13 protein-coding genes are annotated in these 21,819 nt (G+C 55.8%); 2 read left to right on the top strand and 11 right to left on the bottom strand.

Annotated elements, in window-relative coordinates:
* From QQ91_RS11865 to QQ91_RS11835, 7 genes are all read right to left on the bottom strand, one after another.
* Window positions 1–273 (bottom strand): PAS domain-containing protein (locus QQ91_RS11865; RefSeq protein WP_250833342.1); only part of this gene is annotated, 273 nt, incomplete at its 3' end.
* A gap of 625 nt (window positions 274–898) precedes the next feature.
* Window positions 899–1,798, bottom strand: coding sequence for a carbamate kinase (arcC, locus tag QQ91_RS11860; protein ID WP_166282294.1), 900 nt, complete (start codon window positions 1,796–1,798; stop codon window positions 899–901).
* Window positions 1,792–3,168, bottom strand: coding sequence for a cyclic 2,3-diphosphoglycerate synthase (locus QQ91_RS11855; protein WP_166282292.1), 1,377 nt, complete (start codon window positions 3,166–3,168; stop codon window positions 1,792–1,794). The genes arcC and QQ91_RS11855 overlap by 7 nt, the downstream gene beginning before the upstream one ends.
* Window positions 3,169–3,510: 342 nt before the next feature.
* Window positions 3,511–5,526, bottom strand: a complete 2,016-nt coding sequence (locus QQ91_RS11850) for a lipoxygenase family protein (RefSeq protein ID WP_166282290.1) — start codon at window positions 5,524–5,526, stop codon at window positions 3,511–3,513.
* A 274-nt stretch (window positions 5,527–5,800) separates the two neighbouring features.
* Window positions 5,801–11,551 (bottom strand): alpha-2-macroglobulin family protein, encoded by a 5,751-nt coding sequence (locus tag QQ91_RS11845; RefSeq protein ID WP_166282288.1) that lies wholly within the window; start codon window positions 11,549–11,551, stop codon window positions 5,801–5,803.
* 229 nt (window positions 11,552–11,780) lie between these two features.
* Window positions 11,781–14,099, bottom strand: a complete 2,319-nt coding sequence (gene pbpC, locus QQ91_RS11840; protein WP_166282286.1) for a penicillin-binding protein 1C — start codon at window positions 14,097–14,099, stop codon at window positions 11,781–11,783.
* The gene (locus QQ91_RS11835; RefSeq protein WP_166282284.1) at window positions 14,083–14,745 is read right to left on the bottom strand and encodes a dienelactone hydrolase family protein; all 663 of its coding nucleotides are present in this window, start codon (window positions 14,743–14,745) and stop codon (window positions 14,083–14,085) included. The genes pbpC and QQ91_RS11835 overlap by 17 nt, the downstream gene beginning before the upstream one ends.
* 410 nt (window positions 14,746–15,155) lie before the next feature.
* On the opposite strand from QQ91_RS11835, the gene QQ91_RS11830 reads away from it, so the two are divergent.
* The gene (locus QQ91_RS11830; protein ID WP_166282282.1) at window positions 15,156–15,632 is read left to right on the top strand and encodes an Hsp20/alpha crystallin family protein; all 477 of its coding nucleotides are present in this window, start codon (window positions 15,156–15,158) and stop codon (window positions 15,630–15,632) included.
* A 272-nt stretch (window positions 15,633–15,904) separates the two neighbouring features.
* On the top strand, window positions 15,905–16,687 hold the full coding sequence (locus QQ91_RS11825; RefSeq protein WP_166282280.1) for a slipin family protein: 783 nt from the start codon (window positions 15,905–15,907) through the stop codon (window positions 16,685–16,687).
* A 138-nt stretch (window positions 16,688–16,825) separates the two neighbouring features.
* Here the strand turns inward: QQ91_RS11825 and QQ91_RS11820 are convergent, their stop codons facing one another.
* The 4 genes from QQ91_RS11820 to QQ91_RS11805 all read right to left on the bottom strand — a co-directional run bounded on the left by QQ91_RS11820 (window position 16,826) and on the right by QQ91_RS11805 (window position 21,753).
* The gene (locus QQ91_RS11820) at window positions 16,826–17,272 is read right to left on the bottom strand and encodes a hypothetical protein (RefSeq protein WP_236096165.1); all 447 of its coding nucleotides are present in this window, start codon (window positions 17,270–17,272) and stop codon (window positions 16,826–16,828) included.
* Between the two features lie 15 nt (window positions 17,273–17,287).
* Window positions 17,288–18,295 carry an alpha/beta hydrolase gene (locus QQ91_RS11815; protein WP_250833341.1) on the bottom strand — a complete coding sequence of 336 codons (1,008 nt, stop codon included), beginning with the start codon at window positions 18,293–18,295 and terminating at the stop codon, window positions 17,288–17,290.
* Window positions 18,296–18,478: 183 nt separating this feature from the next.
* Entirely contained in the window at window positions 18,479–20,281 is a 1,803-nt protein-coding gene (locus tag QQ91_RS11810) for a serine/threonine-protein kinase (RefSeq protein ID WP_166282278.1), read from the bottom strand.
* 161 nt (window positions 20,282–20,442) lie between these two features.
* Window positions 20,443–21,753 (bottom strand): hypothetical protein, encoded by a 1,311-nt coding sequence (locus QQ91_RS11805; protein ID WP_166282276.1) that lies wholly within the window; start codon window positions 21,751–21,753, stop codon window positions 20,443–20,445.
* Between the last annotated feature and the right edge of the window lie 66 nt (window positions 21,754–21,819).

The following is a 21,819-nucleotide window of genomic DNA, read 5'->3' as shown; positions in this document are numbered from 1 at the left end:
AATAATGGAAATTTCTGTGGTTTCCCCAGCGGTGCAGGGAATCCCCAGGCAATGATCGAGGAGCTGTTCCTTAGAACGACCAAATAAACTTTCCGCGGCCGGGTTTACGAAGCGCACGCACCCGTCCATGGTTAATACAATGAGCGCATCGGAAGTGGTGCTGATAATTTGGCTTAGGTGAACCTGAATGACTTTTAAGGCGGCTTCGGACCTCTTTTGGCTAGAAATATTGGCGATCAGCGCCAGGGTGAGCGCCCAATTTTCATGGGACAACGATTCAATTTTTTTTTGAGCAAAAGATAGAGAGTCTTTAAGATCTTGATTTAAGTTCTCTATCATTGTTCTATGGGCACCTAAAAAATAGTTTTTCCTAAGAATTTTAGCGCATGAATCCCTGATGAAATCATTGCTCGTTCTCAATTACTGCCAAGATTTTCTCAATAAGGTCAATTTATCGAGGTGCCCCATGCCAAATAAAAATCAGACATGAATCAATCGGCGTGAGATTCCGGGTTGCCAAGTTGTCAACTTTTAAAATTCCCTCAAAGTCAAAGAATATTTCATTTTAATATTATAAAAACATTAAGATATAGCCAGTCTAAATCATTCATGAACAGCCCTCACCCTGGCTGGCTGATAAATCTTTTTGGCGGCAATAGCCGTCATACGGAGATTATGAACATAGGAGATCAAGGATTCAAAATGATTTCAGATGGCTATAGATGAGCCGTAGCCTCAAGCTCAAAATCCGCCAGCGCTAATTGCCAAAAGCACTAGTCTTTACCGGCTGTGGATGGAGAATAGACCGGATCCCAAACCGTCGAATCACCTCCAAAAGCACGAGTTCAATGGGTTTCAGGAGTTTTGTTATCAAGGTCCTAGCTGGGGGTGAACCTGCCTACACAATCCTTGTGCCCCCCTGTCCCCTCAGAATCCCAACTGCCTGCTCTAAATTACCAATCCCTGCGGGGTGGCCTGTCTGAGCCACAAACTGACAGGCTGCGGCAATCTTGGGGCCAATGGATCCCGGTGCAAAGGCCTCAGGATCAAGCTGGGTGTGAGATACCTGATCTATCCGTTGCGCCGTGGGTTGCCCCCAATGGGTATAGACAGCCTCTACATCGGTGAGCAACAGCAACGCCTCGGCCTCTAGCTCAATGGCCAGGAGCGCTGTGGCCAGATCCTTATCAATGACACCTTCCACCCCATATAAATGCCCTGAGCGATGACGACTCACCGGGATTCCGCCGCCGCCTGCACAGATAACCAGTATTTCCGCCTGCACTAGTTGTTGAATAACGGATAGCTCCAAAATGACCTTTGGTTTGGGCGAGGGCACCACGCGGCGATAGGCTTTGCCATCAGGGGCAATGGTATAGCCTCGCTCGGCTGATAGCTGTTGCGCCTCGGATTTTGAATATTGAGGACCAATAAATTTGCTGGGTGTTTGAAAGGCGGGATCATTTGGGTCCACTTCTATCTGGGTGAGCAGGGTTACCATGGCCTGATCCGGTAGCTGGTTGCGCAATTCCTGTTCAATCAAATAACCGATCAGTCCCTCCGTTTCTGCCCCTAGCATATCCAGGGGATAGGGGGGAACCGCCGGATACGCCTCTGCTTGTAAGGCGAGTAACCCCACCTGGGGACCATTGCCGTGGGTAACCACGAGCTGATGCTCCTGAGCCAAGTTTGCGAGAGCGATCGCAGCGCGGCGCACGTTTTGAATCTGGGACTCAGCCGTCAGCGGCTGCCCCCGCCTGAGCAGCGCATTCCCGCCCAACCCAACCACCACTAACATGTCACGTTCGCCCTAACAGAGATCTGGGTCAGAAAATCTTCCAGGCATCGAGTGAGGGTCAACTCTCCCGCCTCAGCAAATTCGTATCGAGCCCGCACCACTGGCTTGTTGACCTGGATTAAAGCCGCCAAGTCAATGGGGGTGGCGGCCACGACAACATCTGCTGGGGTGGCATTAATGGTTTGGCGGAGTGCTTCCAGTTGCTGAGGGGAGTAGCCCATGGCGGGCAACAGGGGGCCAATATGAGGATAGGCCTGAAAAACCGCGGCAATGTCTGGTGGGGCATAGGGGCGAGGATCCACCAGATAGGTTGCATGGGCCTGGATGGCGGCTACATACCCGGCTCCGTAGGCCATTCCGCCGTGAGTGGTGGTGGGGCCATCTTCAATCACTAAAACCGACCGGCCATCCAAGTCAGGCTGATGAATCAGCCCCTCCAGATTCTCAAGGGAAATGGGAGAGGAAGCTCGCGCGATCACAGCCTTTGGATTAATTTGTCGGGCAGTGGCTTCCACCTGTTGAATAGCCGCCGCCGATGCCGCGTCCACCTTTGCCACAACCACAATATCGGCCATGCGGAGGACCACCTCGCCGGGATGATGACGGGTTTCATCTCCCGCTCGCAGGGGATCCACTAAAACAATATGTAAATCGGGACGAATGAAGGGAAAGTCATTGTTCCCGCCATCCCAAAGCAGAATCTCTGCTTCCTGTTGGCTTTGGGCCACAATTCGTTCATAGTCCACCCCAGCATAGACCACATTTCCGGCATTTAGATGGGGCTCATACTCCTCTCGCTCCTCTATCGTACAGGCCGCTGCATCCAGGTCTGCGCGGGTGGCAAATCGTTGAACCGCTTGTTTACTCAAGTCTCCGTAGGGCATGGGATGGCGAATCACGGCCACCCGCATCCCGCGCTGCCGCAGCAGTTTGGAGAGCCATCGCGTTGTCTGGGACTTTCCACAGCCTGTGCGGACCGCTGACACCGCCACCACCGGTATCTGGGCCTGAATCATCGTTTGTTCAGGACCGAGCAGGATAAAGCTAGCACCAGCAGCCAGCGATCGCGAGGCCAAATGCATCACCTGCGCGTGGGGGACATCGCTATAGGCAAACACCACTTGGTCCACCTGCTGCGTCTGACACAGATGATCTAGCTGCTCTTCAGCCACAATGGGAATACCGTTGGGGTAGTACTTTCCGGCTAGGTCTGTTGGATAGCGGCGATCCGCAATGCCAGAGATTTGAGCGGCCGTAAAAGCAATCACTTCATAGGCAGGATTATTTCGATAGACCCAATTAAAATTATGAAAGTCACGGCCAGCCGCTCCCATGATCACGACCCTTGTTCGTGATAGAGAATTGTCCATACGCCTTCTCCTTCACTCCCAAGGTCCGCCAGGAGTGAATCGGTTCTATGCTTTTAGTATAGGGGGTTACCGAAGCATTGGAATGAATCGCTGCTGAAGCTTCATCCCTTCCAGGTCCGCCACACCGAACCTCCCACCGGTCATGCCTGCATCGTCTGGTTTACCCGCCTGGCTCTAATCCGCTGAGGATGACCCTTTCAGGCAGCGGGGGTAGGGGGTCCCCCTCCCCGGATCAATCCTGCGATCGCCCTATTCCTCCAAGGGCAAAATGCCGGGATCATTGCCATGGTGCTGGGGGAAATCTGTCCTCAGCGACATCTCCCCAAGGAGGCGCAATCTGGGTTAGATATTGATGCTCTGTGGAATTTTGGCCGGATGCAGAACATCGTAAAAGGTGGGTCTTGTTGCATTGCGATCATCAATCAGAATTTCAATCTGCTTCAGGCGTTCCTGAAATTTGTGCAGCGGCGCCTTGACCTGCGGATCGACAAAATATCCCGCGCCATAATCCCCCAGGCGAGTGTAGTAGAGCGACCCGAGGGGATAGGTCATGTTCATCTGACTTTCCGCCTGATCTAAGGGGGGCAGCAGGGCCAAGTAGTCCTGAACGGTTGCGCCGGTGGCCTTGGTAGGGGCAGGCTGATAGCCCGCCAGCGGCATATTAGGTCCGTAGGTCATATAGGTGGCTTGTGGGAAGTTCACGGCAGCGTGTTGGGCGCTCGCGGTGAAGATAATTAAGGCGATCGCATTGGCTAGATAAGCGCGGGTGAGAATCTGCGGATCCCCAGATCCAGGTTCTCCGATCCCCGTTAAATGGCCGCCCTCTGCTGCCACTAATTCTGATACCCAGGCCTGGATTTCTGTGTCCTGTTGCACAGCCGCATCATGGTCGTAATAGAGTCCTAAATAATCCGTCACCCAGTCATGAATGGCCTCCCAAATCAGTAATGCATCATCCCGATAGGGATAGTCCGGCAACTGCGCTGGGTTATCGACACCACGAGCTGCAAAACTGTCTGGAATAATCGACGCATTAAAATCAAAGGGAAATCCTTGCACTCCTTTTGCCGCCAGTCGTAGGGATTCCGAGAGCTCTCCGCCCATGACCTTCTCCACTGTCCCCCCAGGATTTACCAGTCCGGTGAGGGCGGATGAATTAATAAAGAGCGTCCCTTCAAAATGAGGTCTCAGGAGGATTCCCAATGGATGATTGGGCGCGATCTGTCGCTGCGTTGCAATGACAAAGGATTCCATCAGGAGGTGCGTTCTCCCCAAATGCGAAATCATCTCATGATAGTTACCATCCGCAATCTGCATAATGGTTTTGGCGATCAACCAGGACCACTTCTCCGCCTGCGGTGTCCCCTCCGCAGGGGGGATAAAGACCGGGTTGGTGGGGCCAGGAACTTGATCGCACTGAATTGCAACGGGAATAAGCGATCTCGCCCCCTGGGGCACCGCTAGCAGCAAGAGAGGAGCGCTCAGATATTTCTGAGCCTTGGGGAAGGCGCTGGTTTTCACCCCCTCCAGGACGGCATAATCGGCTAAGTAGAGTCGTCCCTCTGAGCCAGCCTTGGCTAAACTGTCTGCTGGTCCCATCACGGCGTGAAATTGAGGATCAGAGACCGGAAACTTCGCGGGTAGACTTTGAATTTGCTGGATCACCAGCGGATTAGGGCCTGCCACCCGTTGCGCAGCAAAGGATCTGTCCTGCTGAAAGGTCTGACTAATGCAGGGCAAATAGATGAGTTGAAATAGATCCTCATAGGCCCTGAACAGCGCTTTGTAGTCAAGAAGGCTACTGCCCACCTCAGCCTCAGCAATCGCAGATCCCGATGCAATTTTCTGCTGAATAACGGCCCTTCTCGAAAGATGACTGCGATCTTTTTGAATTTGAACAGCTATGCTTTTGAGGCGCTCTTCCACTAAGTCGGTCTTTCCCGCCTTGGCATCAGCCTCTAGATCCTCTGATTTGGGTTGACGCCCTATCAGACGCTCTAGCTTTTGCACGATGGTTAGCACTGTTCTAAGCAGGGCAATCCAAAATCCGGCGCGACGGTCGTTACTCAAAACTCGATACAGCCCCACGGCGCTGAGCAATCGCCAGATGAATAGAGGCCTCAAACCCCGTTCCGCAATATCTTGAAGCCCCTGATTGGCTCTAATTCTTAACAGTAGAGAAATATTATCGCGGACCCAGGCAAAGGTATTTAGGGATTTGTCCTTTTCGGGTACCTGGCTAGCCATTGCAATGCCTGGGACAGCACTGTGGTTATAGGAATAGTGCTGTTGCTGCTCTGCTAGTGCAGCTTTGCGCTCAGCTGGATGCGGATCATGCTGGGGTAGACAAATATTCATAGTGCCTCTCCGTAATGTGGAGGCGATTGATACGCTCTCCTTGCTGACAGTGACTGATCAGGTCGAGGAACAATAACTACCCTGCAGTCAGTTTGGTTGCGATCCTTGGGGCAATCCCAATCTACGTTCACTTCAAGGATTGCTCAGCAGAATTTTATTTTTTTTAATCTTAGGAATCAATCTCAGGCTCAACGGGCAATGAAGATTTAGAATGAAACATTTTTCTTGATAAATGTTTAGAAGAAAACATGTTTAATGCAAAAAGAGACGTTTCTTACTGAACCACAAGCTGTGCAGCAGCCGAACGGCCAAATTCCTCCGGTTTATACTTGAGCTGTACTTCCGCGCCGGGCCAGGCAAACGTGCCGGGGGTCACCGAACGAACCAGATAGTGCATCTGGTAAGATCCGGCCTCCAGGCGATCGCCGTAGGCCACCACCTGGTCTTTAAAAATGTTTTGGTAACTGAGCTGCCAACTATCCCCCCTCCCCTGAAAATATTGGGTGGCAGTTTGGAAGGTCGTATCCACGGCTTCAAACCCGGCGGGCAGCGGATCTGTGACCAGTAGATGATCCACTGGGTGGTCCGTAATAATTTCTAAGCCAATGTCAAACACCTGACCGACGGAAACTGATAGAGGGTCCTCCGTCGGGCGGAGATCCATGGTGCTTAAAATCTGATCCTGATTCGCGGGGCGCAGGGTGCGAAGGATCCGCAACCCGTTCATCTGTCCCGCCAGTTTCCCCTGCAAGCGATAGCGCAGTGCCGCAAGATAGTGCAGTTGGCCAACGCCAGATTTGGACAGCTCCAGGCGGTGTGGGCCGGGCGTAATCTGATCCAGGGAGACAGACTTGAGCTGCAGCGGGTTGCGATAGCCTTCAAACTGATGCGTAAGGAGGGGTTGCCCATCTAATCTGGCCAGGGCTTTAAAGCTGGGGGGAGCAGGCTGGAGCAGGCTGTAGTCCACTAGCGCTGCCAGCGCCCTGGCGTTGGCGTAGGTACTGCCCCAAATCCCATCGCGTCGCTGATCGAGGAGTCCTTGGAGAAGTCGATCCAGGCTTTCGGGGGGTTGTCGCTGGAGAATCATCAATTGCAGAGCCTCGGCTTGGGCCAATTCGGGCGCGTAGCACCAGGCCCATTGCCGCGGCAAATCAACCTGGGTTGATCGCCCCCTAACCGCTAGCTGGGCTTGCAGTTTTGCCGTCAGGGCTGTGGCCTCGGCTTGCCAGTCGGGCAAGCGGGAGAGATACTGCGCTAGCTGGATCTGGGTGACCAGGCTATAGTCATCACGCAGCCGGTAAATCTCAGAGACAAAGCTATTGCGGCGATCGCCAAGCTCTGCCAAACTCATCAAGGCTGCCAGACGAATTTGATTCTTGCACAGGTCCGAGGTGCAGTCGGTGCCCGCGTCAGGTTCGGCAATGCGTTGGGACAGATAGGTTTTGACTGCCCTGAGCATCCGTTCCTCCACGGTAAAGCCAGCGGCCTGAGCCTGGGCCAGACTGCGGGCCGCATAGGGAGTCAAGATGGGATCAGACTGTTTTTGGCCGGGCCAGGCCGCAAACCCCCCATCTGAGTTTTGCAGACGGGCGAGGCGATCTAGAGCAATTTCGGCCTGGCGCTGGGGACTGTAGTTTGGGAAGATCTGACCGTAGACCTGGGCAAGCCGGTGCAAATTCGCGGCGATCGCCAGCTGACTGGCCGCGGGCTCAAGAAAGGGAAGATCCCGGTCCCGCTGGATCTGTTCCACAGGGGCCGTCAGTTCCGCAATCAGCGTACTGGACAGGGAAACATCCAGCCCTCCAGCAGTGGGATCGAGATCAGGACTCAACTGCAGCGGGATCTCCACCTTGTCCTGAGTTGTACCGGTGCTAATTACCTGCTCGGGTGTGCTGTGGGGACGGATCTCAAGGGGCACTTGAAAGGCATCACCGTTCTGGCCAAGCTGACTAGTAAACTGTACCTGAGCGGTGCCGGGCTGGGTGGCCACCATGGGCAGTCGAAAGGCCGCGGTTTGGCCCGTCATTTGCGGCTGAAGTTGCTGAGTTTGCTGTTGATCGGCAAAGGAGAGTCCCTGGGCAAGGGTGCCGCTAATCTTCAGCGGACCGGAGTCCTGAGTCGTCTGGGTAACAGACACCCCCGCCTCAAAGCGATCGCCCGGTCGCGCAAATAAGGGTAGCACGGGGGTGGTGATCAGCGGCTGGGTGGAAACGAAGGTGGTGTCAGCGGTGCCAAAGCGCAGGTTTTCATCGCTGGCCACGGCCATGATTCGCCAGGTCGTCAGGTCATCCGGCAGCTTAAATTGAATTTCTGCCTCTCCCTGTCGATTGGTGACCACAGAACCATTGAAGTAGGCCAAGGCTCGAAAATCTTCGCGGATACGGGTACTCCCTGCCCCGGCGGAAAAGCCCCCGCCAAACCCCCACCCCTTTTCTAGGGGAGAGTTCAGAGGAGCCAGAACCACATCCCGGCGATTATCGGCAAATCGGGTCGAGAGGTCCTGCTGGGCATAGACCGTCTCCAAAAGGTTCGGAATCCGATAGCCTGTGAGCTGCAGGACAGCCTCATTGACAACCATCACAGTGAACTGGCCGCGCACCGGCTGGCCGCTGGCATCTTGCAGAGTGAGCTGCACCCGCTGCTCTGCCTGAGGCGCCAGGGAAGTGATCTGGGGCTTTAAGGTAATCTGCAAGCGCTGGGCAGAGAGATCTAGATTGAAGGGGGCAAATCCAACCCGCAGTAAATCCTCCACCTTGTCAGGCTCCGTCTGGGACAAGGGCAGTCCCCGCCGGATCAAAATGGCTTCAACCACTGCATTGGGCAACATCTCCGCCGTAATGGGAATTTCCACTTCCGGCGCTCCGCCTTGCACAACCTGCACCCTTTGATAGAGGGTCTGATGCTGCACCACCGCCAGGTAGAGTTCTGCCTCAGGATAGGGGGACTGGATCAAGACCTTGGCGCGATCGCCAGGGCGGTATTGATCTCGATCAAGCTTAAGTTCCAGGCGGTCATCGCTGTAGCGATGCCCCCAATAAACGGGGGTCGCCCCGGTGGCCCAGAGTTGCACATCGGTGGCCGTCGCTTCGGATTTAGCGCCCATCCGGTTGGCCCGAATGCGATAGGCACCTGATTCCGGGGGCTTGAGCTGAATCACCTTGGGCGATCGCCCGGATCGCACAAGGACTTGGTCCACCGTTTGATAGTCCACCTGATCCTGGGAAGAAGCGCTGCCCTCTAACAGTTGCGTCACCGTATGATAGGTCATTTTCTGCAGCTCAATCTGCACCGATTGACCGGTCATGGGTTGGCCCGTTGGGTCGGTCACAATCATCTCCACAGCAAGGGGTTTGCCCGCATCAGCCACCCAGTCACTGCGCAGCCCAATAAGGCGATCGCTGGGCAGGGCAACGAATTGTGCAGTGGCAGCAACGGTGAGATTGGAAACATCCTGCACCTCTGCATCCCACCGGTAGGTCATGGAGAAGGGTAGATCCTCGGGGAGTTCCAGGACCTGCTGACTCTCCCCGACTGGGTCAAGTTGGCCAGAGTGCTGGATCACATCGCTGGTGACCGTGGGTTCTTCCTCAGGCCAAAACCACCGCCGACCAAAACTAAACTTTTCCCATCCTGGGGGCGTGAACGTTGTCGGTTGCCGGGTCACGTAGTACCGAATTTGAGCCTCGCCCAGGGGCGATCCAAACAAATAACGGCTGTTGGCCGTGGCCTTGACGGAGGTCTTGGGCGTTGCAAACTTGCGATCGAGCTTTAAATCCACCTTAAAGTTAGGCGGCTTAAACTCAGCGATGCGGAATTCTCCCAGCAGTTCTAAGCCATTGTCCGCCTTGGCCTTGAGGGTATAGTTCCCTAGGGGCTGCGTCTTGGAAAACTGAATCGGAAAGGAAAAGGAACCAAAGTCATTGCTCTGCTGAGTTCCCAAGGACTGAATCTCCCCGGTGGGGTCCACTAGGGTGACGCGAAAGGGTTGCTGTCGGATCTGCTCCAGCTTACCCGAGGCCAGCTGATAGGCCTCCCCCGTGAACCACCCCTGTTCACCGGGTTGATAGATCTGGCGATCGGAAAAGATCAGGCCGCGCGAGTCGGGCTGGCTACCACTCCACCCAATGTTGGCGCCATATCCATAGCCGCTGTAGCTCCAGGTGCGCACAAAGGCCCAATCTTGCTGTTCTCGAGCCACCACCAGCAGCGTCGGCGCTTCGGAAAACTCATTGTTGGCCGATCCCATGCAGGCTTGCAGGGCCGCAGCGTTCAGGGAGAGTAATCCCTGAGCATCTGTTTTCCCTTGGGCACAGGGGCGATTTTTACCCGGCGTGGGCGACTCCTCCAAGCGAGATTGATAAATTTCCACCGCCACATTTCCGGCAGCGGAACCATCGCGCAGATGATGAACCCGCACCATCCCCGACTGGGGAAACCATTGCGCAAAAACCCCTAAATTCGTGAGCTGCACCATCCCGTAGTAGGTAGGCTCATTTCCACCCTGGGCCTTTTGATCTCGAAGGGTGCGGGCCTGAATCCCGTAGGCCAGCATTCCACTCTGGCCGCCCAGCTTTTCGGCCAGGGGCACCGAGAGGATAACAGTTTGGTTTTTGGGAGACTGAAGGGGAGTGGTTTCCCAGGTTTCTGCCGGAGGCAGCAGATCGATCTCGCGGTTACTGGGATAGGCGGTATCGGTATAAATCAAGTCGGTGGGTTGAACCACTCGATAGGCCGACTCATAGGATGCCTGGGGCAGGTTAATGGCTGAAATATTCAGCTGGAGGTCGGAACCGGCCGGAAAAATATTCAGGCCAGAGGGCACCCACAGGGCGGCGGCGGCATCTCCGGTGTTGTATTCCAGGGTACGCGATCGCCCCAGAGTTTGGCCGTAGACATCCTCAAGGGCGGCATCAATTTGAATCTTATAGGTGGTGGCCGGTTCTAAGGCCCAGGGGTTCAAGTCCACCCCGCGATCGCCCTCATAGGCCCGCACGACTGGCACTCCCGCGCGGGGAGCAGGACTGAGATGAATATGGTTTTGGGCCGACTCCGCCTTGAGGCCCTGGTTAAACTGAAGCTGGGCTGCCCCCTTTTGGAACCGGCCATAGGCACTGCCCCCCTCGGGCTGCCCCCAGTAGTCCAGCTTTACAAACGCTAAGGGGGCGTAAGTTTTTAGCGTCCGCAGGATCTCATCGGACATGGGGAGGTTGCCGCGCAACGGTGCTAATCCGGGAGTGAATTTAAGCTCATAGACCGTGGCTTTTTTAAGGGGTTGTTTGGGGGTGAGGGTATACCTCCACTGGGTTTGATCCGGGTTAAAGGCAGATCCGGGATCTAGGCCTGAATCTGACAAGTCCGCGGTTTGAGACTGATGTTTTAGCTCGATTTGGAGGGGAATGGCGCGCTGTCCCCCAGAGGGCTCCAGTCGGACATGGTTTTTGAGGGACCGGGGATTGAGTTGAGTATTGGCGCTAAAGGAAAGCTGAGGCTTGAGATCCAGTGGGTCTGCTTCCTGCTCAGCCTTGGCCGCTTCGCCGGGGAGATCCGTGAGACTCAGGGGAGCAGTACTAAAGGTCCAAGCTAGATCCTCCTCCAGGCGGTGCTGCTGGAGATCGCTCAACCCGGCCTTGAGGGTGACCCGCAGCCGAGTTGCCTGGGGAAGGGCTTGATCGAGCTGGAAGCCCACCATGCGCGGAGTCAGGAAGCGAAACTTCCCAGGGATGGCCGGATAGAGGGCAAAGTTTTCCAAAATCTCCTGCTGCCTTGGGGAATCAATCTGCTCCAGGGGAATCAGGGGATCTTTGAAGCGGATGCGAATTGGGCTCAGGGGGGTGGAGTCCTGGGTTGGGCTAATATCTTCGATCCAATCTGGAAGGGCTGGAACAGGAATTGCCGCCACCTCTGGGAGCACCCTCACCTCCTGTTTAAACCACTGCCCATTACAGGCAGAAAACAAAACCACCAACAGCACACCCGCAATGAAAAAAATAAAGTGGCGCGATCGTTGCCATTTTGATCGACTCATTGCAGTAATTCTCCCAAACCTTCCAGCAATCCTTGCGGTCAGGCGCTGACCCGAGGCTTACGGTGGCCTCCTGAGAAACAGGCACTCCCTTTCTCAGCCAACCTTCCCGATGATCTAGCTGAATGATCCAGTCATATCCTCTTCGTCTATTAATTGGGGAAATATCTACAATTCTTATTGCCTTGCACCCTGGAGCGGTTGGCCCCAGATGCAGGTCTCTGGCACCCGATCAAGGAGCATCCCCCAGGGAAAAGCCGCGGCGATCCGGCTGAAAGGGCTCCTCCAAAACCTGAAAGCGAACCTGATCGATCTTGTCTCCGGCGGACACCTGCAGGGTCCAATCTCCTGGCTGGAGGGACCAGAAGAAGGCAGGCTCCCGTTGCAGGCCGACCGGCTCTCCATTTAAAACCCACTGCAGCGGGGAAGAGAGGCGATCGCCCCCCTGTACCCGAAATTCTAACTGGGGGGGCGGCGATGAACCAGGCCCGCTGAGCAGATACACACCGCCGGGTTGCGGGGAAACAATTTTGAGATCCTGGGCCGCACCCAAGGCTGAATGTTGGGCCAGCCAGCGATCGTATTGCGCAGGAAATTCCGACCCCGAGGGCGATCGCCCCACGCCCGCCGCGGTCTCCAGAAATGCCGCCTCTCCCCGCTGATAGCCCGCTAAGGCTGCTTCGTTCAGATATTCCTGCACCACCGGGGTGCAGCCTGAAGTTGGCCTTTTTCCGGTGAGGGCACAAATGGGCCGCTGCACCCAACCAGCCGGCGGGTCAAAGGCCAAGGGGTCGCGCTGGGAATGCAGATGCAGCATAATCCAGTGCCAAAGTGGCGCCGATCCCGTCACGCCCGACACGTTTCTCATGGGGGACCCATCAAAATTCCCGACCCAGGTGGCAACGGTGTAATCTCGCGTAAACCCAATGGTCCAGGTATCTCGATAATCGGAGGAGGTTCCCGTTTTCACCGCCGCTGGAAAGGGCAGCGATAACACCGAGTCAACCCCAAAGGACTGGGCGCGGGCATAGCGATCGCTGAGGACGTCGGCAATGAACGCCCAGGTGGGAGACGGCGGCTGCGCTGGGGGGGTTGGAGACGCCCCAGGCAAAACCCGCAGGGTTTGGGGGGTCCCTTGTTGGGCCAGGGTGAGGTAGGCCCTGGCTAACTCCCAGAGGGACACCTCCCCGCTGCCTAGGGCAAGACCCAGTCCATAAAACTCCGGATCTTGGGTCAGATGTTCAAACTGGAGCGATCGCAGGTGATCTAAGAACGCTGGCACCGTGACCCTTTCTAACAGCCGCACCGCCGGAATATTCAACGAGTTAGCCAACGCCAAGCGCACCCGCACCGGTCCCAAAAACTGCTGATGATAGTCCAGAGGCTGATAGATCCGCCCCTCCGGGATGGCATAGGCCGTGGGCACATCGGCCAGAATGGAATTGGGCCGCAATAGCCCCCGATCCAAGGCCAGCTGGTAGAGAAACGGTTTCAGGGTCGATCCGGGCTGGCGAAGGGCCTGCACGCCATCATTACGGCCCAGGGTGGACTCCTGAAAATAATCCGTCGAACCCACGTAGGCCAGCACCTCGCCCGAAGCATTATCCACCACCAAGGCCGCGGCCTGAGTCACCTGATGGGCAGCCAGGGTTTGCACAATGGCTTGGGCCTGGGCCTGGACATAGGCCTGCAAGTCTCGATCCAGGGTGGTGATCACCTGGGCTGGCGGGTCCGGCGGCAGTTGGGGGGAAACCCAGAAGAGAAAATGGGGAGCAGCCAGAAGATCGGAGGAACGGGGCCGCAGCGTGACCTGTTCGGCAGCAGTCCGCTCCACCTGCGCTGCGTCCAGGTAGCCATCACGGCGCATTTGCTCCAGCACGTAGCGCTGCCGTCGTTTCAGATTGGCCCAATGTTCGTAGGGATTGAGCTGATTGGGATGATTGGGAATCGCCGCCAGCAAGCTGGCCTGGGCTAAATTGAGATTCTTAGCAGAGCTGCCAAAGTAGGCCTGAGCTGCCGCCTCAACCCCGTAAAGATTGCCTCCCATGGGCAAGCGATTCACGTAGGCGTGGAGAATTTGATCTCGGTTCATGCCCGCTCCCATACGCCAGGCCAGCCAGATTTCCTGAAGCTTGCCTGAAACAGTGGGGGGCGTTGGATCCACCATACGAGCTAGCTGCATCGTAATGGTGGAGGCCCCGCTAACCATTTGCCGCGCGTCTAGGGCCTCCAGTCCAGCCCGGCCCAGGGCGATCCAGTCCAGCGGACCATGTTGATAAAATCGTCCGTCCTCCGCCGCAATGATCGCCTGCAAAAACTCAGGGGCAATCTGATCCAGGGGCACCACCGCCGTGTGATCCTGATTGCGGGAGAGGAGGGTGCCCAGAGGCAGCCCGTGGCGATCGCGAAACTCAATCGCGCGATCGTTCTGGATCAAATCCTGGGCCTTAACCGGGGCCAAATAGGGCAGCAACCGCAGACCCAGAACGGTAAAAGTCGCCGCCAGCAGACCCTTGCCCCACTTTTTCTTATTCTCAAAACACCGCTTCATGGTTCGGGTTCAGGTATCGTTGGAACCACTGACAGGTCAGCTGGGTCAGTTGTTTTAGGGCATTGCGTCCCCTAAATTGATGGGCCGTGCCAGGAATGATTTCAAGCTGCTTGATTGCCGAAAGAGCGTTGAAGGCATTTTGGTTAAACTGAATGCTTTCTTGATCGTTTCCTCCCGCAATTAACAGGGTGGGAGCGGTCACGGTGGACAAGGCCATGCCGCCTAAATCTGGATGACGTCCGCGTGAGACAACTGCTTTGACCAGATGGGGTCTTTCACTGGCGGCAATCATTGCCGCTGTCGCTCGATCTCCCGACTCAAAATATCCAATGTTAAGCACTGGAGTGGTAAAAAATTGCTGTACCCAGTCCGTCGCCCGGATTAAGCGATAGGCCAGGGAAAAACTATCCAACTGAAGATGGCGAGGGGATCGATTGACGCTTTCTTCCGCAGAGGTGAGCAGGTCCAGGAGCAAAGTTGCCAGCCCATCATGATTGAGGCTGCGGGCAATGAATTGATTTTGGAAGTCCAGAAAAGCTTGATTGTTCTCCAGGCCAAACACCACAATGCCCTGGGCGTTGCGGGGGTAAGTCAGTGTTCCCTTCAATACCAGTTCACCAGCTTGAACAGACAGCGATTGAGTCATCTGCCTTCTCCACAACACGAAGGGGCCAAGGCGGGGGGATTTTGAACCTCTTGGCTGCATCTTATTTGATGATAATCCTAAAATCTGAGCAAGTTGTGGAGGTCATTCCCCACGCCAAAAATATCCCTTGCGCTTCAGCCCTGCGACTTTAATTCAAGGGTCCACGAGACTGGCCCTCTTGCATCTTCAGACCTTGCCTGGAATATCCCCCTGAGAGACTACACCGGCACCTTCACACCATCTTCACGAGGTTGAACTAGGCTAAGGGTAGGCTGAGCTGAGATTTTCCAGCCTCGACCTGGTTCTTGGGAAGGTGGTGGGTGAGTGAAGGCAAACGAGAATCTAAGCCCCCTCATTCCCGGAGCCGCCGAATGATAGTCAGCACGCTAGGAAAACGGGAGGAGGAAGGTATGTCCATTACTCGATGGCGTCCAGGTCATGGCCTTGATCGATGGGACACCTTTGGGTCTGACATGGGCCGTCTCAAGGCAGATGTGGATCGATTATTTTCAGATTTCGCATTTCCGGGCTGGGGGCTGGGGGAAAAGGAGACCGTCCCCTCAGCCGAACTCTCCGATTTAGGGGAGCAATTCTCTCTCAAGCTTGAAGTTCCGGGCATGAAGCCTGAGGATCTGGAAATTAAAGTTTCTGAGAACTCCGTTTCCATTTCCGGTGAGCGGAAAAGCGAGTCTGAGTCTGAGGAAGGCGGCATAGTCCGATCTGAATTCCACTATGGAAAGTTCTCACGCTTAATTCCTTTACCAAGCACCGTTAAAAGTGAAGAGGTGAGCGCCGTTTATACCGACGGGATCTTGACCTTGACCCTTCCCAAACTGGAGAAAGAAACCCAAAAGGTCGTGAAAGTAAACGTTAAGGCCAAAAGTTGATCAGTCGCTAAGGCTGAAGAAAGCAAAAGCACAGGTGTGGGCTGAGCATCACCCACACCTATTTTTCCGGGTTCCAAGGCTCTCTTCAGACCCGCCCGCCCTAGGGCAGGATAGCCAGATTCATGGTGAACCGATTCAAAATAGAATTTGGCCCGGATCCAGGCCCCCAGCTCGGCTCAAGGGCAGAGCACCTCTAACCCAACTCACGAGGGTGGGGAAGGGCAAGCAGGCGGCCCAAGGTGTCCGATAACTCACAAGACAGGAGTGAAGCCATGGAACAAATTCTGATTCCACTTTTCGCGATTGTCTCTGTTGCGATCGCGGGATTGCGCGTAGAGCGGGAATATGAGCGTGGCGTGGTGTTTCGATTAGGGCGCTTTCAAGGCATCAAAGGACCGGGTTTATATTGGATCATCCCTGCCGTTGATCAAAAGACCAGGGTCGATGTCAGAACTAAAACGGTTGATATTGAACCTCAGGAAACGGTCACGGCAGATAGCGTTACCATTCGCGTCAATGCGGTGCTTTACTACCGGGTAATGGATCCGAGCAAAGCAATTAACCGCGTCGAGAATTATCAAATGGCTGTGTACCAAACCGCAATGACCACGCTCAGAAATGTCGTGGGACAAAATATCTTAGATGATATTTTGCAGAATCGAGATAAAGTCAACTTTAAGGTGCAGGAAATCGTAGATGAGGTGACGGCCCCCTGGGGGATTGTGGTTGAGCGGGTAGAAATGAAAGACGTTGAAATTCCAAGCACCATGCAACGGGCCATGGCAAAAGAAGCTGAAGCGGTGCGCGAAAAACGTGCCCGTTTAATTAAGGCCGAGGCCGAGGAGGACGCATCAATTAAGTTATCTGAAGCCTCAAAAAATATCGTGAATAATCCGGCCGCGCTTGAGCTTCGGAGGCTGCAGATGCTGACGGAAATTGGGGCAGAAAACAATACCACCACCATTTTGATGATGCCCTCCGACTTTATCACGCTGGCTAAGCAATGGTCTGAAGCCCTAAGCGACAGCCATTCACCGACTCAAGACCAGAAATAAGGGGAAGCAACCCCTCCCCAAGTCAAGTGACCTGGGGAAGACTCCCCTCATTCAGGTGGAGATTGCCTGTCTGCTGGGTGGGGCGATCGCGATTCCGGCCATCAATGCGCGGCTGGGCGCAGGGTGGCCACTTAATCCTCAGACCGATAACGGAAATCCAGCCGCGAGCAGCCAGCCCCAAAATAACGCTGCCCCTACCCCGTAGGCCCAGGCCAGGTTCACCGACCGATTCACCAAACTCAAGATCGCCAGGATCAGTGGAAACAGGGGCAACAGAATAAACACAAACCCCAACTGGGGCAAAATCACCACCGTCAACAGCAGCCCTCCGATTAAAGCGCCCGTCTGGCCCAGCCACCAGAGGAAGCGCTGCCTTCCCGTGGCCGCTTGCTGCACTAGTCCCGTGGCTAGGAACCAGGGAAAACAAGAAGCCGCCAGGGGTAACCACAGCACCAGACGCGATGGAATCAGCCACCACTGCAGCCAAACTGCTTGGGCGAATGCCCCAAAGGCAACCCACAAAAAGGCAAAGAGTCCCAGTCCTTGCAGGAGGCTAGAGGCGTTGGGGCCAGGTAAGGGGGTCAACAGCCATAGCCAGATCTAGCCTGCAATCAAAAACCACAGGCCCAGGGCGCCCCCCACCTGTATCCCCCCTAAATCAGGCAGTGAGATGACGAAACTCAGGGCCCATAACCCTGCTGCAGCCAGGAAGGGAGAAAGAATTAACCCGATCCACGGGCGACGGGACGGCCTTGGGCGGCCCTCCAGGGAAGGGGCGATCGCGGGCGAAAGGGACTCCAGGGCCAGGATCCAGCCCAGCAGATGCAAGCCATACCAGACCATGCGGCGATCGCGGTAGCTTCGATCTCCCTCTGGGGGTTGATCACTTTCGGGCAAAATTGCAAAGGTGCGATCAAGCCAATTCAGGGCCGCTTGGTGGCTCCGATCGCTAAAGAGAATGGAAATATGCTCCACCCTGGGCACCACCACCAGTTCCCGTCCCAGCCCCTCCTTCAAATTCAAATTTTCTCCCCCAGCCTGCTGGAGCAGCCGTTGGGCATTGCGGACGAAGGGGCCTTCACCACTGCCCGCCTGCAATTGGAGATTACGCGGTAGTTGCGGCGTTAGCGCGGCGCCCGTGGGGGAGATCGCAACCGTGGCCTGGTAGCGATCGGGATGGGCAAGGGCCTGGTTCATTGCCAGACCACTCCCCATGGAATGGCCCAGAAGGGCCAGACGACTGGGGTCCACCTCAGGTTGCAGCAAAAGCACCTGACGTGCCGTCTCTAGCATTTGGGGCAGGGTATCGCGATCAAAGGGGGCCGGATTAGCACCATGGCCATTAAAATCGCCTAAAATGACTCCATAGCCTGCTCGGGCCAGAACATAGCCATATCCCAGCATTAACTGTTTGCTGCCCGCAAACCCATGGGCCACGATCACCCCTGGCACGGAGGTGGCCTGCCGGGGCGCGAGATAGATAAAGGGGATGGGGTGATCCTGAAGCGATCGCACCACCAGTCCCGCACGGGCAGCGGCGAGGCCAACCCAGGCGGTCACAATCAAGGCCAGGGCCCCCAGAAGTAAACTGATCCGTCGCTTTTTCACCGTTGTTGCTCCTTGCAATTTCTCCTGATCTGCTCCAGATCACAATAGCGGAGAGGCAACGGAAGGATCAGAGTGAGGCATCCTGCTTCCCTCGGCTTGACTTCAACCCCATTTCTGATGCCTTCAAAACCGTTGATGGCCAGGCTGGATAGAATCGGGAAGGACAAGGACATCCTCGATGGGTTAGATGATGCGCAGGGCAATGATCAAGTTTTCCTTTTCCTTGGATAGCATCAGTTGAATATTCCCTTCCACCGTCTGGAAGGTGGTGTCGCCCATGCGATCGCCATTGTAAAGTTCAACCAGTTTATCCTGATACTGCTCCATTGCCGCCGCCGAGACCTCTGGCATCATTTCCCGCAGCCATGCCCTTAAATAGGGTAGCTGTGCCTGGGGGGTGAAGACCGCCGCATTTTGTAAAACAATGTTGGTCCGACAGCCGTAGAGCACCCGCAGAGTCATCTTATTTTCAAATTCATAAATCTCCCGCCAGGGATCGACCCAAGAGGCTTTCAGGCTATCCTGGGTAAACTGCTGCGGGCGCTGTTCATAGCGGGGCCACTGGGGAGTTGGCTGACCCAAAACGCTGGGATACACCCGAATGCTCGACCGCCCCAGCTTGGTGTGCAGCGGCTTTGCCGTGGTCTTGGCATTCACCTCCTGGAGGGTTTTGGCCCCAAGCCCCTGGAGGCTGCGCTTGCGTTTTCCCTCCGGTTTGGCATAGTTGAGCACGTCCAGTTCCCCATCCATCTCCGCTCCCAGGGGTAAGGCAGTCATCTGGGCAAACAGCCGCTGGGCATCCCTGGCAATTTTGGCATTCTGGGGCACCTCTAGGGCCAGGGGCACCGCCATCTGATAGTCCCCCGCCTGCTGCTGACGGTTAATCAGGGCCAGAACGGGATTTTGAGGTGGGCCGGCTCCGTCAGCTTCATTCCCAGGAGTCAAGGATCCCAGATAAAAGGCCAGGGCGCTGGACAGGGCGATGGCCAACCCTGCCACTCCCAGGGGCAGGGGCTTAGACAGAGCGGTATTGCGTCTGGGGGCAGGCACAGGGCTGAGGACCGTTTCCGCCAGCAGGGACCCCGATGGCCGCGCCAGGGAAGGCTGGATCTGCGGAGGGAACTCCCCCCCCAGAGATTGTCTTTGAAAACGTCTTGCGCCGGTTGCTTGCAGGGCCGCCAGGGGTGCAAGGGCTTGCAGCATCTCTTGGGCGGTCGCATAGCGATCGCGGGGGCTGAACTCGATGGCGTGGTTGATCACCGCCTTCAGTTCCGCGCTGACGGCTGGCACGAGATCGGTCCAAAGGAGATCACCGGTGCGGGAATCTTTCTCAATTTCCTCAGGCAGCTTGCCCGTGAGTAAATACACTGCCGTAATCCCCAGCCCGTAGAGGTCGCTAGAATACACAATTCGCTGGGTGGCCTGTTCCGGCGCAGTGAACCCCTCGGTCCCAATCAGCACTGAACAGGTGAAGCCCCCGGAGGGACTCATGGTGGTTTTCAGATGCTGCTTCACGGATCCAAAATCAATCAGCACCGGCTGATGCTGTGGCCGTCGCAGAATGATGTTATCGGGTTTAACATCTCGGTGAATGACTTGATGCCCGTGAAGATAGTCCAACACCGGCAGAATCTGCACCAGCATTCTTACCACCTCTGGCTCTGGCCGGGGACCATTGAGGATCACCTGATCGCCGAGAGTGGGCCCGTTAATCCACTGCTGACTTAAATAAAATTGTCCCTCCTGTTCAAAATACCCGTATAACCTTGGAATTTGGGGATGATCAAGCTGCTCCAGCAGGGTTGCTTCCTGTTTAAACTTACGCAGAGCCACATCGTAGCAGCTTTGATTGGGCACCTCCGGACGCAGTTGCTTAATCACGCAGCGACGCTGGGAGGGCATGTGGGTGTCCACCGCGAGAAAGGTGGCCCCAAACCCCCCCTGGCTGAGCTGTTTCAACACCTTAAATCGATGGTTCAATAGCATGGTTGCAAGTCCCCCGGTCTTGTTGGCCCTCTCGGTCATCCCAGCGGATCCCTTCACTGTGATTTTATAAGGGATGTTTCACCAGGGATGATTTTACAGGCAATTGGATGGAATCCAAGACAGAAACGTTCCAGGTCCAAGCCGCTCCGGCGAGGATGCCCCTATTGCGGGCGCACCAAGATATAGGCCCTGGCCTGCCCGGATCGCGACCGCGCATAATCCGTAAAAGCGGCGCGGCTGGGAAAGACCCCCGCCAGAAAATCTAGCTGGTGCAAATTGGGACTAAACGCCCCCCCGGTATCGGCAATGAGGCCGAGCTGGAGAGTCGCTTTCCCCTCAACCTGGGTTTCCAGGGCCACCACTCTTCCCAGTCCAATGTTCAGGATGTCACCGGCAAAGGTAACGCCTGGCAGCACCGAAATCTTGGCTTCACTGGTATAGCCATAGCCCTTAATGGCATCCACCTGTTTGAAGTACCAGTAACGCCTTTGGGCCTGCTGCGCCACCCCTGGTTCATAGGCAATGCCATTGTTCACATCGACGTTGAAGTAGGCCGATCCTCCCTCCACAAAGTTGACCAGGAGGGTCCCCTGAAGCAGTGCCTCCTCCAGTCCCGTCCGAGTGAGATAAGCCAGGGGTTTAACCTGGCCGTGGTCCACCCCTCCCGGCTCAAACACCCCCGCCAAAACCTCCTGCTTGCTGTAGCGCCGATGCACCTGATCCGCCTTTGCCTGAGGCTCTAGCTGGTACAGGGCCACGTCGTAGGGGGCACCGGGGCGGCGAGATCCTGAATGGGTAAAAACGGCATATTTGGTGAGACGCAGCTCCTGCTGCTGCTGATCGCCTGGGTTGAAGGGGGTCCAGTGCAAAATCTGAAAATGTTGCTGCAAAAACTGCGGATCCTTCAGGCGCGTGACGCGCCCAGCGGCGAGATCCTCTTGGAGGACAGCAATCATAAAGTTAAGGGTATTTAAAATATCAGCGGCTTCAATGCCCTGAGCACCCAGCAGCCCCGGTCGTAAAATCTTGGGATCTTGCGGCGCGTAGGTGAGAAAATAGGCCCGCGTGTTGCGCAACACCGTGAGGAGATCCTGTTCCGAAAAGGTTACCGAGAGGTTGGGGAGCCCGGAGCGCTCGAAGACCTGGGCACTGGTGACTTGAAACTGCGATCGCCCAAATTCATCCAAGACATCGTAGGGCTGGTTCAGGTCAGCCAGGGCCTGAAGGGGAGGAGCCGGGGGAGTCTCGGCAGATTGAGGCGTTGTCAGGGAGGAGCCAGGAGGTTCTGGCCGTGGCGAATCGACACGGGGCGGCTGAGGGGGGATCCGGTCCGGCTGCCCCTGAGGCTGGGAGCGAAATCCACAGCCCTGAAGCACCCAGATGATCACCAGGGTCACAAAAACACGGGTTCTTCTCCAGGGCAAGGCTGGGGAGTGCCCCGACTGGGGATCCGGGCAGGGAGAAAAGGGCATCTGCACAGGCTTGAGGTCTCGTCTGGTGGGGTTTATCTGGTGAGATTTATCTGGTGGGGTTTGTGT

Origin of the sequence: Lyngbya confervoides BDU141951 (genome assembly GCF_000817775.3) — a bacterium.
GTDB lineage: Bacteria > Cyanobacteriota > Cyanobacteriia > Thermosynechococcales > Thermosynechococcaceae > Lyngbya > Lyngbya confervoides.
The sequence above is the reverse complement of the archived record's forward strand: the minus strand, read 5'-3'. Positions and strand labels throughout refer to the sequence as shown.